This is a genomic window from Alistipes onderdonkii (genome assembly GCF_025145285.1).
In the GTDB taxonomy this organism is placed as follows: Bacteria; Bacteroidota; Bacteroidia; order Bacteroidales; family Rikenellaceae; genus Alistipes; species Alistipes onderdonkii.
Map to the genome: position 1 here is coordinate 2,241,103 of NZ_CP102251.1, position 15,102 is coordinate 2,256,204.

Sequence of the window (15,102 nt, forward strand, 5' to 3'; positions counted from 1 at the left end):
TTTCAGCGGTTGTAAGCCTCGGCCCGAACCGTGTAGCGGTCGTCGGGAAGCAGGCCGGCATCGAATTCGAAGTCTATCTGCCGGCTTTCGCCCTGCAGGAGCGTGAAGTAGTTGTCGTCGGCCACGTAGGGCAGGATGCGCTCGCCGTCGGATCGGCGGTAGGGCTGCACGTGCACGGCGAAGGCCACCGAACGTCCGACGTTCCTGACTGTCGTGCGGATGACCTTGCGGCCGCCTGCGGCGGTCAGCTGCGAACGTACCTGCAGCTTGGCAGGGGCGAGCGTGTTGAGCGCCGTGTAGTCGCCGCGGCGGGTCGCACGCCAGTAGAAGTTGTCCGAGAGCAGGCGCCCGTCGCGGTCGGTGAGCTCCAGCCGGATGAAATGCACGGGCGAGAGTTTCGGCGCTTTCGCGTCGCGGCGGTAGACTTCCATTTCATAGAGCGAGTAGCCCCATTGCGTGGCACGCCGGAGTCCGAGCATTCTGACGTAGCGGGCCTGCTGCAACGGCAGCGGGATCGTCTGTTCGCCGCCCTGCGCGTCCTGCGTTTCATAGACGTCGCGCCACGTGCGGCCGTCGTCCGAGAGTTGCAGTTTGTAGGCTGCGGCGTGGGCGTCCTCCCAGCGGAGCACGACTTCGGTGAAGGCGCGGCGCTCGCCCAGGTCGACCTCGATCCACTGGTCGTCGCTGTACTCGCTCGCCCAGCGGCTCGAATCGTTGCCGTCGGTGAGAGCCCCGGCACCTGCGCCGTCGGGCGATGAGGAGGATGCTTTCACGGGCCGGTTGCGGGCCAGGTTGCCCTCCGAGAAATTCAGGTCGAACAGGCTGCGGGCCGTATTGGCCGCGAGCGAGACCCTGAGCTGCTGCGTGAATTGCGGCAGGAGCCGCCCGTCGAGGTCGTAGACCCGTGCTGTGGCCGTCGCTTCGAGCGGTTCGCGCGTCGTATTGACCGCCTTGACCGAATTGTCGGCATGGCTCCACTGGATATGCACCGGTTCGCACGCCTTGCGTATGCCCCAGTAGGCACCCGTCGGGTCGAGGTAATAGTCGTAGGTCTGCCATACGAGCGACGGGTAGGCCGGCTGGCTCATCCAGGTCATGATGCCCGTGGCGTCGTCCCACATGTGATGCTGCCAGCCCTCGTACATGGCTTTGTTGACCTCCAGGTTGAGCAGCTGCGCCTTGCGGCAGAAATCCTCGATCCCGTCTGCCTCGCCGTAGTTTTCGGCCACGGTCTCGAAATATTTGTCCGGGGCGGCGTTGGCCGCCGACTTGCCGAAGAAATGTTTGTCCCACATGTCGTTGCGGGGCCACCACGACTCCTCGGGCATGAATTTGCGAAAACTCTCGAGGGTCGTGAATACCGCCGTGCCGATTTCGGTGCGGAAACCCCATGCCGGGCGGCCTTTGTAACCGTAGGGCATCGGGTAGGCAGCGAAGTACCAGCCGGGGTGGAAATTGGCCCACGGCCCGCTTCCCGAAAGTCCCTGCGCATTGGATATGGACTGGTAGAGGCGGTCGCCGCCGTCGTAGTGGGCGACGTCGCCGCGCAGCCAGTCGTCGAGCGGGGCCTGCGGTACGCCTTCGTTGTCGCCGCACCAGACGGCGATCGAAGGATGGTTGCGCAGTCGCTTGATCTTCTCCACGGCGTTCTGCTGGAAGGCCCCCAGGTCGTGCGGCAGGTTGGGGTGCGAGTTGAGCCAGAAGTCGTCCCATACCATGATGCCGTGGCGGTCGCAGGCATCGTAGAACTCTTCGTCGGTCGTCGAGCCGATCCAGTTGCGGATCATGTTGAAATGCATGTGCCGGTGGAGTGCGACGCGGGTGTCGTACTCCTCGCCGCGGCAGCGGAGCAGCCATTCGCTCATGCCCCAGTTGCCACCCTTGACATAGACCGGTTCGCCGTTGATCTTCAGGCGGAAGATGCCGTCGTGCCACTCGTAGCCGTATTCGCGGATGCCGAACGTTACTGTCCGTGCGTCCGATTGCCGCCCGTCGGTTTCGAACACCAGGCGGCAGGTGTACAACGCGGGGTCGCCCATGCCGTTGGGCCACCAGAGCTGCGGATGCTCTACGGCCAGGCCGGGAACCTCGCGCTCCGTGAGCCGGATCGTCCGCCGCTCGCCCGCTTCGAGGCGGACGGGGTGCGAGAAGGCGATGCCTCCGGGACGGATCTCGCCCCGCAGCACGCCCTCGCAGGCCTTGTCAGAGCGGTTCTCCACGTCGGTAAGGAGTTCGACCTTCGCATGTTCGCGGTCGGGAACCTTCGTGCGCACCCACGGTTCGACGAGGCGTACGTCGCCCGAGAGAGACAGGTAGACATCGTCGGTGATGCCGCTTAGCAACCCGGGGGCATAGGGCATCCAGTCCCACCCGGCGCTGGAGATATAGGTCGGGCTGCGGAAATTGGGCACGGGGTATCCTACCCATTCGACCTCGACTTCGAGGCGGTTCTCCCCATCGGGTGCCACGAGCCGGGTGATGTCGTAGTCCCCCGGCTGCATGAAGCCGTCGAGGTGCCCCAACTGATGGCCGTTGAGGCGGACGGTACCCTTGCGGTTCACCCCTTCGAAGCGGAGCCACAGGGTGCGGCCTTCGCCGACCGGGGGCGTTGGGAAGAGCCCCGTGTAGCGGAAATTGCGGTCGTAGCGGCTCTTGTCCGTGCGGTAGGCGTTGTCGCCGAAATTGGGGTCTGCTTCCACGCCGGCCGCAACGTACGACGCGAAGACGCAGCCGGGCACGATGGCCGGGACGGAGGGCAGGGCGTCGCCTTCCGACGGCCGTACCTCCCAACGGATATGTCTGCTGCGGCTGTCGAGCGGGATGCGTTCCTGTGCGCTGACGCCGGCGGCGAGCAGCGAAAGGCAGAGTGCGAAAATTCGTTTCATCATGGCGTGCGTTTTTTTCGGAAGGGGGAGGGTGTGCACTCCGCTCCGGCGGGGGAACGGAGTGCGCGCGGATCGCTATTCCTCCGTTCCCGTGCCGGAATCGTCGTCCGAGTCGTAAACGTGTTCCCAGTTATATACGCGGAAGAAGTAGGGCCGGTAGAAATCGGCGCTGCCGACGCGGTTGAAATTGTCCCAGAAGTTGGCCGGATCGCTGTTGGTCGAGAATACCAGCTCGCCCTGGCGCGAAAGCGCCGGGTGGAGGTTGATCATGTACCAGCGCTGGTGGTAGGGACTGCCCAGCTTGTCGAGCGTCGCGGGCAGCGTGAAGAGCAGCGTCCGGTCGGTGAAGGGGCCGTAAGGCGTCTGGCTGCGGAAGAGGTAGATGTCGCGGCCGAAGGGGAAGGCCTCCATGCACATGTAGTAGACGCCGTCTTTTTCGAAGACCCACGGCATCGAACCCGATTCGGCCGTGATGTAGGAACGTTCCATCTCCTCGTTGCTCGGCACGGAGCTCTGCCAATGGTAGTCGCCGCTCAGGTCGCGGATGTAGTACGACCACGGGCTGCCCAGGTCGAGCGTCTCGGTGCGGGCCACCAGCACGCGCGAAACGAGGTTCACCTGTTTGGTCGTATAGAGGTAGATATGTCCCCCTTCGGTGTCTTCGAACATGGTCGAGCCGTAACCCAGGCCGTCGGATTTGAAATTGTAGTCGGTCGAAAGCACCGACATGTATTGCCCGTCGCCCGGCTCGCCTTCGAGGCTGTACTCGCGCAGGCATCCGTCGATGTTTTTCAGCGACCCGGGTTCCACGCCCGTCCAGAGCATTTGCAGGATCTTTCCGTGCGCGGGGTCGTCATATACGACGGCATCGCCGGCCCAGTAGCAGTAGTCCTGGTCGATTTCGCCTTTCTGGATCTCGGCATCGGAGAGGGAGGCTTTCGGATGACGGATGTGGGTGCGGGCCTGGTAGTAGCGTTCGCCCGAGGGGTTGTCCGTCTGCACGTAGTCGGCCAGCCATACCAGGTCGTCGTCGCTCTCCTGTCCGGAGGCGATCGTCGCCCCTTTCTGGATCATCAGGCTGTTGCGCGGGAAGCTGCAACTGCCCCGGGCGCGGGTCTTGCCGTCCACCACGCCGTAGAAACTGTCGTTGAACGACCAGAAGACATGGCCGCCGGGCAGTGCCGTGGTGAGCACGCCGTCGCCGCCGTTCCAGCCCAGCGTACGGGTGAAGAGGGCATCGTATTTCTTGTCCTTGTAGACGAAGACGCGGGGATTCTGCCCTCCCTCGTCGGGCATCTGTACCAAATTCCACGACGGGTCGATGGCGGGCGGAACGGGGGCCGGGGTAACTTCAGGCGCCTCGTCGTCGGGGATCGCCGGGTTGTCGAAGTCGTTGCACGCGGCCAGGGAGCCCGTACACAGGCAGAATATGCAGAATGCTATGATATTTCTTTTCATGGTTCGTTGCGATAAGGATTAGTATTGGGAGCGGGTCATCGTCTCGCGTACTTCGTGCCAGGTATTCCCGCTTTCGGTGGCGAGCTGGTAACGGTAGTAGAGGTAGAACGTGCCGGTCGCAGGGTCGTAGGTAGAGTCGTTGAGCGGCGAGGCCGAGACCCGGATGGCATCCTGGCTGTCGAGATAGGGGGTTATGGAGACTCGCTGCATGGGTACGACCTCGTCCGTGATTTCGCCTTCGACGTAGACGGGGACGTTCACCCACGATTCGGGGTCGACCGTCACGCGCAGGCTGTTGTTGCGGGTCGTCACCTTGTCGTTGGCGGCCGTGGCGCCCGGGAGGATGCGCACCGAGCGCTCACCCACGGGGATGACCAGCTTCGAGGAGTTGATCGCCTGGCGCCGGGTGTTCGAGCCGAAGATGTTGTCGACGATCCAGCCGGTCTGCGTGGTGCCGGTCATGGTGTAGTAGGTGCTGCTCTTGGTCGTGGCGTAGTCGTTCCTGCGCTGGATCTCGAAAAGTACGAAATTCTTGGTGGCCGAGGGCATACAGGACGATACGGACTCGATGCGCAGCGGAATGAAATAGGTCTGGTCGGGGAGCAGCTCGTCTACCCTGACGTTGATCGGGAGGCTCGCCGAACAGCTGCCGGCCTCCATCTCGACGCTCATGGGGTCGATCGTATAGTATTCGGCGGGAAGTTCCATCGCGTATTCCTCGAACTTCGTGTCGAAATTGCGTTTGTTGTACTCGCCGATCGCCTCGAAGTCCAGCCCGAGTTTGACGGTGACGTTCTGGTCGAGCCCCGTCGTGCCGCTGGCATAGATGGCCAGCTCTCCCTGGAAGCCCTTCTCGCCGTATTCGAACTCCTGCCCGAGGATGTTGTTTTCGCCGCTGACAATGAATATCTCCTTGCGGTAAAGCTCCTCCTTGTAATACTCCATTTCACAGGAGCAGAGGAAGGCGGCCGCGGCGGCGAGTATCGTTATTTTGCTGAATGCTTTCATCTTCTGAATTTTTTGGAATTGACTATTTCTCCCAGCCCGGGTTCTGATCCAGGCTCGGTACTTTGCGCAGTTCGTTGCGGTGCAGCGGCATGAACATGTACTTGGACTTGAATGTCCGTTCGCGGATCGTACGGTACGAGATGACCGTCGGGGCGTAGAATCCCTCCCATTTTCCGGCTTCGACGTTCAGGCCCGTCAGCGGCTCGCGTTCCAGTTCCTCGAAAATGCCCCAGCGGCAGATGTCGTAGTAGCGGCGGTTTTCGTGGAGGAACTCGACCATGCGTTCGCGCCGGATCAGCTCGTTGAAACTGGTGGCGTCCACCAGTTCGCCGGCGTCGGCGCCCGGGAGCCCGGCGCGGTAACGCACCTGGTTGAAAGCCCCGGCCATGGCGGTCAGGTCGCGCGAGTAGCTTTGGCCGTTGACCTCGTGGGTCTTCGTCAGGTTGTTCAGCGCCTCGGCGTAGGAGAGCAGGATTTCGGCGTAGCGGATCAGCGGGAAGGTCTTCTGAACCGTGCGGGCGTTGCTGCCCGTACGCGCATCGCGCGGGTGGACGTACTTGTAGCAGGTGTATCCCGTCAGGTTGTAGATGTTGGTCACGCCCGCCTGGTTTTTGCCGGCATTGGCGCCATTGTAGTACTCGACGATCTTGTTCCGCATCTCTTCCGAGGTCGTAGACTGCATCTGCCACAGGGTGCCCGAGAAACCGATGCTCGCGTAGAACCGCGGCTCGCGGTTGTCATAGGCCTTGTAGGTGCCGCCGGGCAGGGTGTAGTTCTTCGATAGCTGCTTGTCGGCTGCGGTGACGCAGGTCTGGTCGTAGGGACGATCCTCGTAGGGGTACTCGGCGCTCGCGTTGTTGATGTCGCGGCCGTCGGCCATGCGGTAGGCGTCGACGATGCGTTGCGGGATGCTGATCGAACTGTTGCCGCCCAACTTGAGCGGGAATACGACGTCCTGCTGGTCGGTGATGTTCTGCGTCGTGCCCCAGATCAGCTCCGGGTTGGTCACGTTCGTCGTTTCGCCGGTGAACATTTCCGAGTAGGAACGGAAGGGGTCGATGCCGCCCGCACCCGCAGGGAAGGGATCGGAGGGGACGTTCGAGGGCAGGGGCAGGGTGTATTCGTCGGCCGGCACCGTATGCAGGCGGTAGATGCCCAGGTCGATGACACGCTTGGCCGCGGCGGCTGCCACGGCCCACTTGCTTTCGTCGTAGGTCTGGGAGATGTAGTGCACCCCGTCGGATTTACGCTTGAAAGCCCCGAAATAACGGCGTGCGGCGGCTCCGCCGTTGAAAAGCGGGCTCGCGGCCTGCAGGCGCAGGCGTGCGACCAGCGCCAGCGCGGCGCCTTTGGTCGGGCTGCCAAAGAGATCCAACGGCTGCTCGGTTTCGAGGCTTTCCGCAGCGGCTTCGAGCTCGGAGCAGATGTAATCCACGCATTCGTCGTAGGTGCTGCGCTCGGCCTGGTAATAGTCGGGCGTTTCGTTGGTGTTGAGAACCTGGTCGCCTACGAGGATCATGGGACCCTGGTTCTGGAGTATCCAGTAGTAGGCATAAGCCCGCAGGAAGCGTGCGCGTGCACGGAACTCCATTTTGTCGAAGGCGTTCATGTCGGGCACCTCGTCGATGTGGGGCAGGATGGTGTTCACCTTGCGGATGACCTTGTAGCAGTTGGGCCAGACATTGAAATTCCAGTCCCAGCCGCCCGTCTCGGTGTAGGTGATCTTGTCGGTGGTCAGCTCCGTGCCGGGGAAGGAGACGTCCAGGATGCCGTTGTAGAATGTCCCGCAACTGACGGCCTCGTCAGACCCGGTGGCGCCGGGGACGCTGCACCAGTAGTAGATGCGGCCCTCTTTGGGCAGCTGGTTCACCGCACCGTTGAAATAGCGCTCGATGTTGTATTGGCTCTCGAAGATACGCTCTTCGGAGAAGGTGTCCTCGAAGTAGTCGTCCACGTTCAGGAAGTTGCACGACGCGGTGAGCAGGCCGACCAGCGCGAGGGGTATGATGAATGATTTTTTCATGGTAGTTTATGTTCTTAGGAGAGATTCGGGTTAGAAGTTCAGGTAAATCTGCAGCGAGAAGCGGCGCGGGATCGGGTAGGCGTGCCCGGTCTGCATGGCCTGCTCGGGGTCGAAAATCTCCACGCCGTCCCATACCGCGAGGTTCTCGCACATGATCTGGAAGTCGATGGATTGCAGGCCGAGCGCTTTGCGCAGCCCCGGCGTGTGCAGGTTGTAGTTCAGGCTCAGCTCCTGCAGGCGCAGATAGCGGGCATTGCCTTTCCAGAAGGTCGAGGGTTTGGTGTTGTTGGCGTTGTTGCCGTAGGAAAGGCGCGGGAACCGCGCATTGGGGTTCTCGGTCGCCCGGTTGCCCGAGTAGTCGGCCGAAGTCCAGCGGTTGGCCGGATTGTAGGCCAGGGCCAGTACGTTGCCCTTGTATCCGCCGTTGAAGGGAATGTAACCGTCGAATTTCGAGCCGTCCTTGTCCCCGTAGAGGAAATAGTTGTTGCCCGTACCTTTGAACAGGACGTTGAGCGTCCAGTTCTTGTAGCGGACTTCGGCGCCGAATCCGTACATGAACTGCGGGATGCCGGAATAGGCGAACAGGGGCACCTTGTCGTCGTCGGTGATCACGCCGTCGCCGTTCACGTCCTTGTACTTGATGTCGCCCGGGCGTACCGTGCCGAACTGCTCGGGGCTCATGTCCACGTCCTGCTGATCTTTGAAGAGTCCCAGGGAGATGAATCCCCGCTGCACGTCGTTCGAGAACCCGGTCTTGCTCAGGTAGGGATAAGGCTGCGTGGCCTCTTCCCAGTTGTTGATCTTGTTCTTCGAGAGCGTGAAGTTACCGCGCAGCGTGAAGTGGAAGTTTTTGCCGAGGGGCTGGAAATATTCGAAGTTTCCGTCGCCGCCCCAGCTGGTCATGCTGCCGACGTTCCCGTAGGGCATGCTGATGACGCCCACGTAGTCCGGAATCTGGGCGCGTTCCTGGAAGATGCCCTCACGGCGGTCGCGGAAATAGTCCACCGTCATGGTGAAGCGGTCGCCGAAGAGGTGGAGATCCATACCGATGTCGAATTTCTTGGCTTTCTCCCACGCCAGGTTGTCAGCGCCCACGCGGTTCTCGGTCAGTACGCCCGAACCGCCCCACGGCGTGCCGTCGGTCTTCTCTTCGATGATCGTCAGGTAGGGGAAGCGCACGCTGGAAATCCGGTCGTTACCCACCATACCGTACGAGGCGCGGATCTTCATGAAGTCGATCCACTTGATCCGCTTCATGAATTCGTACTGCGTGGGAACCCAGCCCACGGCCACGGCCGGGAAGAATCCGTACTGCCGGCCGCTCTGGAAGTTCTCCGAACCGTTCAGGCCGAAGTTCACGTCGAGGAAATAGGTATCCTTGAAGCCGTAGGTGAAGCGCCCCGAGAGGCTCTGGTAACGCCTTGCGATGGCGTTCATCGAACTGTCGGCACCCGATTCGGTCGTGCTTTCCAGGTAGTAGAACAACAAGCCGCCTACGCGGTGGTTCCCGAAGGTGCGGTCGTAGTTGACTTTGGCGTCGAAATAGAGTTTCCGCCAGTTCCATGCCTCGGAGTTATACTGCACCGAAGCCTCGGTGACCTGTTCCGAAAGGATCAGCTCGCCTTTCTGGTTGCGCTCGCGTGCCAGGTAGAGGGCCGGCATGGAGTAGCGGCTTTCGCCGTAGAGCGACTGGGAATCCCACGAACCGGTGGCCTCGATGTTCAGCCCTTCGGTGAGCATCGACAAATCCTGTTTTATGCCGATGTTGAAGAGCGTGCGGCTTTTGTTCTCCACGGTGTTGCCCGTGTAGTTGAGCAGCACATGGGGCGGGATGTCGCTGTCCGAACCCGAGGCGGGCAGCTCGCCGCTCGAATAGCGCAGCGGGTACATCAGCGGGGTCGTTTTGGACTGCGAATCCCAGATCCAGTCGGTGAGCGACGTGTCGGTGCGGCTGTACTTCTTACCCATGCTCGGACGCTTGTTCACCGACATGAAGCCCATGGCACCCAGGTAGATCTGCGTCGTCTTGGTCAGGTTGATGTCGATGTTGGTGCGGAAATTATAGGTGTCGTAGCCGACGCCCTTGTTGTATTTGCTGTCGTCCATGCTCTTGTAGGCCGACGATTCCTGCGACATGCCCAGGCTGGCGAAATAGCGGGCGATGTTGCCGCCGCCCTGTGCACTGACATACTGCGTGTGCTGGAACGAGGTGGGGTTGAGGATCACGTCCTGCCAGTCGATGTCGGGGTAGAGGTCGGGATCCAGCCCGTAGCGGATGATGTCCATCTGCGTGTCGTTGTAGATCGGGCTCATGCCCGAGGCTACGGCTGCTTCGTTCGCCATTTCGGCATACTGCGTGGCACCCACGTAGCGGGGCAGGCGGCGCAGCTCGGAGATGGTGTAGTTCGAGCGGAAGGTGATTTTGAGCTGCTCCTGTTTTCCGCGCTTGGTGGTCACGAGCACCACGCCGTTCGCACCGCGGCTGCCGTAGACGGCCGTTGCGGCGGCGTCCTTGAGCACCGAGAAGCTCTCGACGTCGGCCGGGTCGATCTGGCTCAGGTTGCCTTCCAGTCCGTCGATCAGCACCAGGGCGCCGCTGTTGGCGCCGAACGTGCCGATGCCGCGCACCCAGAATTCGGAGATGTTCCGCCCCGGCTCACCGCTCGACTGGATGGAAATCACGCCCGGGACGCGGCCGCCGAGCGTGTTGACGATATTCGTCGCGGGCAGTTCGAGGTCTTTGGTGTCGACCACCGCCACGGCGCCCGTCACGCTGACTTTGCGCTGCGTACCCATACCGATGACGACGACCTCTTCCATCTGGTTGCCTTCCCGGAGGGTGATCTTGACGTCGGCCGCCGAAGTGATGATCTGTTCGGCGGTTTCGTACCCCATGAACGATACGGCCAGCGTATTGTACAGTTTGGCGGTGAGTTTGAACCGGCCTTCCGAATTGGTGATGGAGCCGATGCCCGGCTCGTCCTTGATATAGACCGTGGCGCCGACGATGGGGACGTTGTCGGAATCCACGACCAGTCCGTTCACCTCGACCGGCTGCTGCTGTTGCTGTTTGCTCTGGGCACCTGCCTGTACCGCGAGCGCGAGCAGGAAGGCGCATATCAATAGAATTCGCTTCATGTCTGTTTAGGATTGTTAGGTGAATAAACCTACTTATTCGATGGCTATGCGGCGGATGGCATAGTTCTCGCTGTCGCCGATGTAGAGGTTGCCTTCCGCGGTGATGGCCAGGCCGACCGGTTTGTTGAATTTGGCCGCGTCGGCAGGGCCGTTCACATAGCCGGACGATTTGGGCGTCCCCGCAAACGTGGAGACGTAGCCATTCGAGAGCGTGATCTTACGGATACAGTGATTCTCCCTGTCCGTTACGTAGATGGCCTCGCCTTCGGGGTCTACGCACATCTGGCAGGGGTAGTTGAACTGCGCCTCGGCGAGCGGCCCGTCCAGATAGCCCGCCGTGTTTTTCCGCCCGGCCCACAATTCGATGGTGCCAGCGGCGATGTCGTGCTTGTAGATGCAGTGCTGGCCCTGGTTGGCGAAATAGACGATGTTGGGGTCGCGCGGATCGAAGACGACGCCCATGATGTCGCCCTGGGAGTCTATGAAGCGGCCGGGAGGCGTGAGATCCTCGCCCTTTCCGGTGGCGGGATCCCAGCGGGCCACGACGCCCTCGTTGGTGTAGAAGTAGAATTTATTGTCGGCCGGGCACATCGTGAAGGTCTGGATGGCATTCCACACGGGAGCGAAATTGCCGTCGGTATAGAACAGGTCGTGATCCCACTTGATGTCTCCCATGTTCGTGTTGGCGTAGTCGGCGACGGGGTCGAAATAACCGTATCCCTTGTTCCCGATGTTGGTGTGGTACCAATATACATTGCCTGTGGCCAGGTCGGTGCTCAGGAGGATACCCGTTACGAGGATGCCGAAATCATTGAGGACTTTGATATTTCCGGCCTCCTCGTTCATCATGTAGACGCGGTGCTTGCCTCCGTCGTCTATGCTGAAGCGGACGTAGAGGTTGTCGTGCTTGTCGACGGCGATTCCCGATTCGGGCTTCGACGAGAAATACGACCCGATCAGCGAGGTGGTTCCTTCGGGCATGGTAGTGCCCTTCATGCCCCCGGCGATCGTGGAAACATTGGTCTGGATGATGTAGTCGAACAGTTCGTCGAACTGTACCTTGTTCTGCTCGTTCTCACCCACGGAGACCGAGATGACGCACTCTTCGCCCGGGAGTTTGGGGGCAAGGACGAGCATGCGGTCTCCCGTCGAGGAGATTACGGCTGCGCGCTTTTCGTTGAAGTAGACATTGAGGGCTTTGGCGTCGGTGCCGAAGTTCTTGCCCTTGATGATTACCTGGGTCGCTATCGGCCCGGTTTTAGGATAGAACGATTCGAGTTCGATGGGTTTGTCGGGTTGGTATCCCGAATTCCCCCCCCCTCGTCGCCGTCAGAGCACGCTGACAGCCCGATTCCTGCCGTCAGGCAGGCGAGCCATAAGTGTAACCGGCATTTGCAGTAGAAGTTTTTCATGAATGTTGGTTTTAGTAGGGTATATATTAATAGGTTGACGCGTGGTTTGCGGCGGTTTTAACCACCCCGGTGTGCCGCGGCCGTGCAGGGGCGCCCCGAACCCGATGCGGGACGGTCGGGGACAAAACACACCGCGGCGACGGGACGGGTCGTCCCGCCGCCCGGGAAAGGGCGTATGAGCCGCATTGACGGTTTCCCCGCAGGTTGGTGGGTCAGGTTCATTTACGTTTCGCAAGTCCCGTCGGAGCATTCGTCCGTCAGGAGTTTTTGTACTTATACAAAAGTACCTAATTGCGGGTGTAATTCAAGTCCGCCGGAGTTGAAATGAGATGTATGTTAACTCGCTCTGAAAATTAACATGCTGTTTTTCATTGCGTTGCATGCTCGGCTGTTTGCCGTTTTGGTAAACGGGAATTAGAGTTGCCGGTGGATATGCGGATTTAATATCCGGCGTTTTGACGGCTTGCCCCGCCTGTGGGATTGGGAGGATCGGACACTGATAGCTGTTGTCCGGGCACTGGGGCGACCGCAACTTTCCCTCAATCCCGCGCCGGACGTCGTCGTGGGCGTGATGGCAGAGGGAAAACCGACCTGGGCCGATGAGGATGCACTCGACGCAAACGGCAGGGGCGGATATAATATGCGGGAAAGCCGTCCGTTTTTTAGAAGCGGACGGTTTTCGTATCTTGTTCCGGGATTGTGCGCAGCCCTTATTAAAAGGTATTGCAGCGGCTCATGTGGAAATCGCACTTGATTTTGTCGGGCGACTTGTCGGGGATTATCTTCGCAACCAATATGCCCGTCTGCCGGAAGCCGGTTAAAACGGTGGTTGAGCCGATGAGGATGCACTCGTTGATCGGCGACGAAGCCTGAAGGCATGCAAATAGAAAGGGCCGGACATTTTGTCCGGCCCTTTTCGCATGGTCGCGTGGGGTTACTTGGTGACGCAGATGTCGTCGATGAACCACCGCGAGAATTCGCCGCTGGCAGCGTCGCTCGTGAATTTGATGCGGGTCGAAGCCGTCGCGCCCTCGATCTTCAGCGTATAGTTGTTGAAGGCCGTGGTCGAAAGGTTTTCGACGGTGGTTCTGGTCGCTCCGCTGATCGTTCCGCCGCCCGTTACCTCGACGACGATCGTCGTCAGGTCGCCTTTCTTGTCGGCGGGTTCCCCGGCCTTGCCTTTGGGACGGTCGGAGAAGGTCTTGTAGGCCATGGCTTTGAACGAGAGGTTCAGGTTGCCGGCGGTGCCGAGAGCCGGTGTCAGCAGGTAGCCCGGCGAGTTCTTGTAGGCGTTGCGCGCCACGGCCTGCGTTTCGACATAGCCGATTTGGGCATAGCCCGGACGCTGGCGGACGTTCTCGCCCGAAATTCCGTTCTTCACGGACGGCGCCCATGACGTGATGTCGCTGCCGCAGTAGTTGGCCATTGCCGCCAGTTTGTCACCCAGCAGGTAGTCGAGTCCTTCGGTCAGGTTGTCGAACGGTTCGAAATAGAGGGCTCCGGCGGGTTTGGCGGTGTGGAACGACGGTATCGCCTCGATCGCGAAGCACGAGTGCAGGCGCGAGTCGGAGTTGTAGCCCGCCGTGCCGCCGTTGACGCTGGTTTTTCCCGTGGGGTAGAGTTTCAGGTAGAGTGTCTGCCCCTTGGTCAGGTTGATCGTCGGGGTGAGGGGCACGGTGTAATAGAAGAAGAAACCGCTGCTGGAGATGGGCTGCGTGACGGAGATCGCTGTCGAGTTGTCGTCGGGCGTGATGAAGGTTTCGTTGTCGTTGGAGTAGGCCAGAACCCAGTCGCGCGGGGCGCCGCCCGTACCCGAGAGTCCGAACGACACGCGGAATTTGGCGGGCATGTCCTGCGCCAGCGGGAGCGTCAGCAGGAAGTAGCAGTTCTGGCCGGCGACCATCGACTTGGCCGGGATGTTGTCGTGCGCGCCCTCGTCGGCCCAGTGGGTCATGCGGAAATCGCTCGACGTGCGGCCGATGGCCCGTGCCGTGAGGACGGCGCAGATGTTGTTATCCTTATCTTCGGCCTTGAAGTCTGTGCCCTGCTTGTCGAACGTACCGTCCTTGATGGTGATGTACTTGCAGTCCTTGTTGGCCTGCGACGAGGCGTAGAACGAGAATACGTAGGGCAGCTTGATACCGATCGACGCGCCGAAGCGGATGCCCGTCAGCCTGAGGTCGTTCTCGGTGCAGGGGCGGATGCCGACCGTGCGGTCGTGCGGGACGGCAATGCCTTTCAGCGTGCCGCTGCCTGTGGGCGCGGCGTTGATGCCGAACGAAGCCATCTGGTCGGCGATCAGCGCGAAACGGTCGTTGTCGGGGGTCTGCATCGTCAGCCCGTCCATTACCTTCATGCCGTCGAGCGAGTGCCCCTCTTCGACGTACACCTGCGAATAAACGCCCACGTACATCGATTCGTATACGCCCGACATCAACTGCTCGTACGTGATGGTCGTGGCGTCGAGGATCACCTGCGACGTTTCGGTGCGTCTGGCCCGGTCGTCGGAAACGGGTTTCAGCTCCATGACGCCGTTCTGGGCGCTGCGGCTGACGACGGCCCCTTTCAGGTCTACTTCGAGTTCTTCGCCGATGTTGTAGTAATGGATGTCGTCGAGCCGGAGCGTGATGCCCGTGCCGGGTTCGGGACTCCCCTGCAGGGCGATGCAGTGCTCGAAGTAATTGTTGTCCTCTACGCTCGATACGACGGTGCCGCGCATCTTCACCTCGTCGGGCACCGTGTAGTCGCCCTCGGCGGCGAGCGCCTTGAGGTCGGGGATGGTGATGTAGCCTTCTGCGGCCGCCGCGCCCTGCGTGACGGTCAGTACGTCCTTGACGTCGGGGTGCGAGAGCGACCGGGCGGTGATCGTCACCGAACGCGACGTTTGTGTGTCGTTTTTGGTCAGGGCGGCTTCGATCGTGGCGTTGCCGACGGCCGAGGTCTCGGAGAGTTCGACCCAGGACGTTTCGGCGCCCTCGACGGTGATTTCCCAGTCGCAGTTCGAATCGACGCTGAACGACAGGGTCGTGGCGAACGACGGGGCTACCAGCGTCGGGGTGCTCATCCTGAGCGTCGGCATCGGAAGATCCACATCGTCCTGACAGGCCCACGCCGCGAGTATGGCGGCGGCTGTGGCGAGAAGCCTGAATGGTCTTATAAGGTTGTTTTTCATGGTCAG

The 15,102-nt window shown here is 61.0% G+C and carries 8 protein-coding genes; 1 reads left to right on the plus strand and 7 read right to left on the minus strand.

The annotated features are described in order from the left end of the window. Positions 1 to 2: 2 nt before the first annotated feature. The 6 genes from NQ559_RS09105 to NQ559_RS09130 form a co-directional block, all read right to left on the minus strand. Complete coding sequence (locus NQ559_RS09105; RefSeq protein ID WP_018694623.1) at positions 3 to 2,888, minus strand: discoidin domain-containing protein; 2,886 nt, start codon at positions 2,886 to 2,888, stop codon at positions 3 to 5. Between the two features lie 72 nt (positions 2,889 to 2,960). Continuing rightward, a complete protein-coding gene (locus tag NQ559_RS09110; protein WP_018694624.1) occupies positions 2,961 to 4,343 on the minus strand; it encodes a DUF5005 domain-containing protein in 1,383 nt (460 codons plus the stop codon). Between the two features lie 18 nt (positions 4,344 to 4,361). After that, the gene (locus tag NQ559_RS09115) at positions 4,362 to 5,351 is read right to left on the minus strand and encodes a BT_3987 domain-containing protein (protein WP_018694625.1); all 990 of its coding nucleotides are present in this window, start codon (positions 5,349 to 5,351) and stop codon (positions 4,362 to 4,364) included. Between the two features lie 22 nt (positions 5,352 to 5,373). After that, positions 5,374 to 7,374 (minus strand): RagB/SusD family nutrient uptake outer membrane protein, encoded by a 2,001-nt coding sequence (locus NQ559_RS09120; RefSeq protein ID WP_018694626.1) that lies wholly within the window; start codon positions 7,372 to 7,374, stop codon positions 5,374 to 5,376. A 30-nt stretch (positions 7,375 to 7,404) separates the two neighbouring features. Continuing rightward, on the minus strand, positions 7,405 to 10,512 hold the full coding sequence (locus NQ559_RS09125) for a SusC/RagA family TonB-linked outer membrane protein (protein WP_026318153.1): 3,108 nt from the start codon (positions 10,510 to 10,512) through the stop codon (positions 7,405 to 7,407). A 33-nt stretch (positions 10,513 to 10,545) separates the two neighbouring features. After that, positions 10,546 to 11,796, minus strand: coding sequence for an IPT/TIG domain-containing protein (locus NQ559_RS09130; protein WP_083923800.1), 1,251 nt, complete (start codon positions 11,794 to 11,796; stop codon positions 10,546 to 10,548). Positions 11,797 to 12,523: 727 nt separating this feature from the next. On the opposite strand from NQ559_RS09130, the gene NQ559_RS09135 reads away from it, so the two are divergent. Then, positions 12,524 to 12,745 (plus strand): hypothetical protein, encoded by a 222-nt coding sequence (locus NQ559_RS09135; protein ID WP_018694629.1) that lies wholly within the window; start codon positions 12,524 to 12,526, stop codon positions 12,743 to 12,745. Between the two features lie 113 nt (positions 12,746 to 12,858). On the opposite strand, the gene NQ559_RS09140 is transcribed toward NQ559_RS09135, so the two are convergent. Beyond that, the gene (locus NQ559_RS09140) at positions 12,859 to 15,096 is read right to left on the minus strand and encodes a DUF5689 domain-containing protein (protein WP_018694630.1); all 2,238 of its coding nucleotides are present in this window, start codon (positions 15,094 to 15,096) and stop codon (positions 12,859 to 12,861) included. Positions 15,097 to 15,102: the final 6 nt, after the last annotated feature.

Coding starts and splice junctions, on each gene's coding strand:
- NQ559_RS09135 (WP_018694629.1), top strand. CDS start 12,524: ATGAGGATGCACTCGACGCAAACGGCAGGGGCGGATATAATATGCGGG.
- NQ559_RS09125 (WP_026318153.1), bottom strand. CDS start 10,512: ATGAAGCGAATTCTATTGATATGCGCCTTCCTGCTCGCGCTCGCGGTA.
- NQ559_RS09115 (WP_018694625.1), bottom strand. CDS start 5,351: ATGAAAGCATTCAGCAAAATAACGATACTCGCCGCCGCGGCCGCCTTC.
- NQ559_RS09105 (WP_018694623.1), bottom strand. CDS start 2,888: ATGATGAAACGAATTTTCGCACTCTGCCTTTCGCTGCTCGCCGCCGGC.
- NQ559_RS09110 (WP_018694624.1), bottom strand. CDS start 4,343: ATGAAAAGAAATATCATAGCATTCTGCATATTCTGCCTGTGTACGGGC.
- NQ559_RS09120 (WP_018694626.1), bottom strand. CDS start 7,374: ATGAAAAAATCATTCATCATACCCCTCGCGCTGGTCGGCCTGCTCACC.
- NQ559_RS09140 (WP_018694630.1), bottom strand. CDS start 15,096: ATGAAAAACAACCTTATAAGACCATTCAGGCTTCTCGCCACAGCCGCC.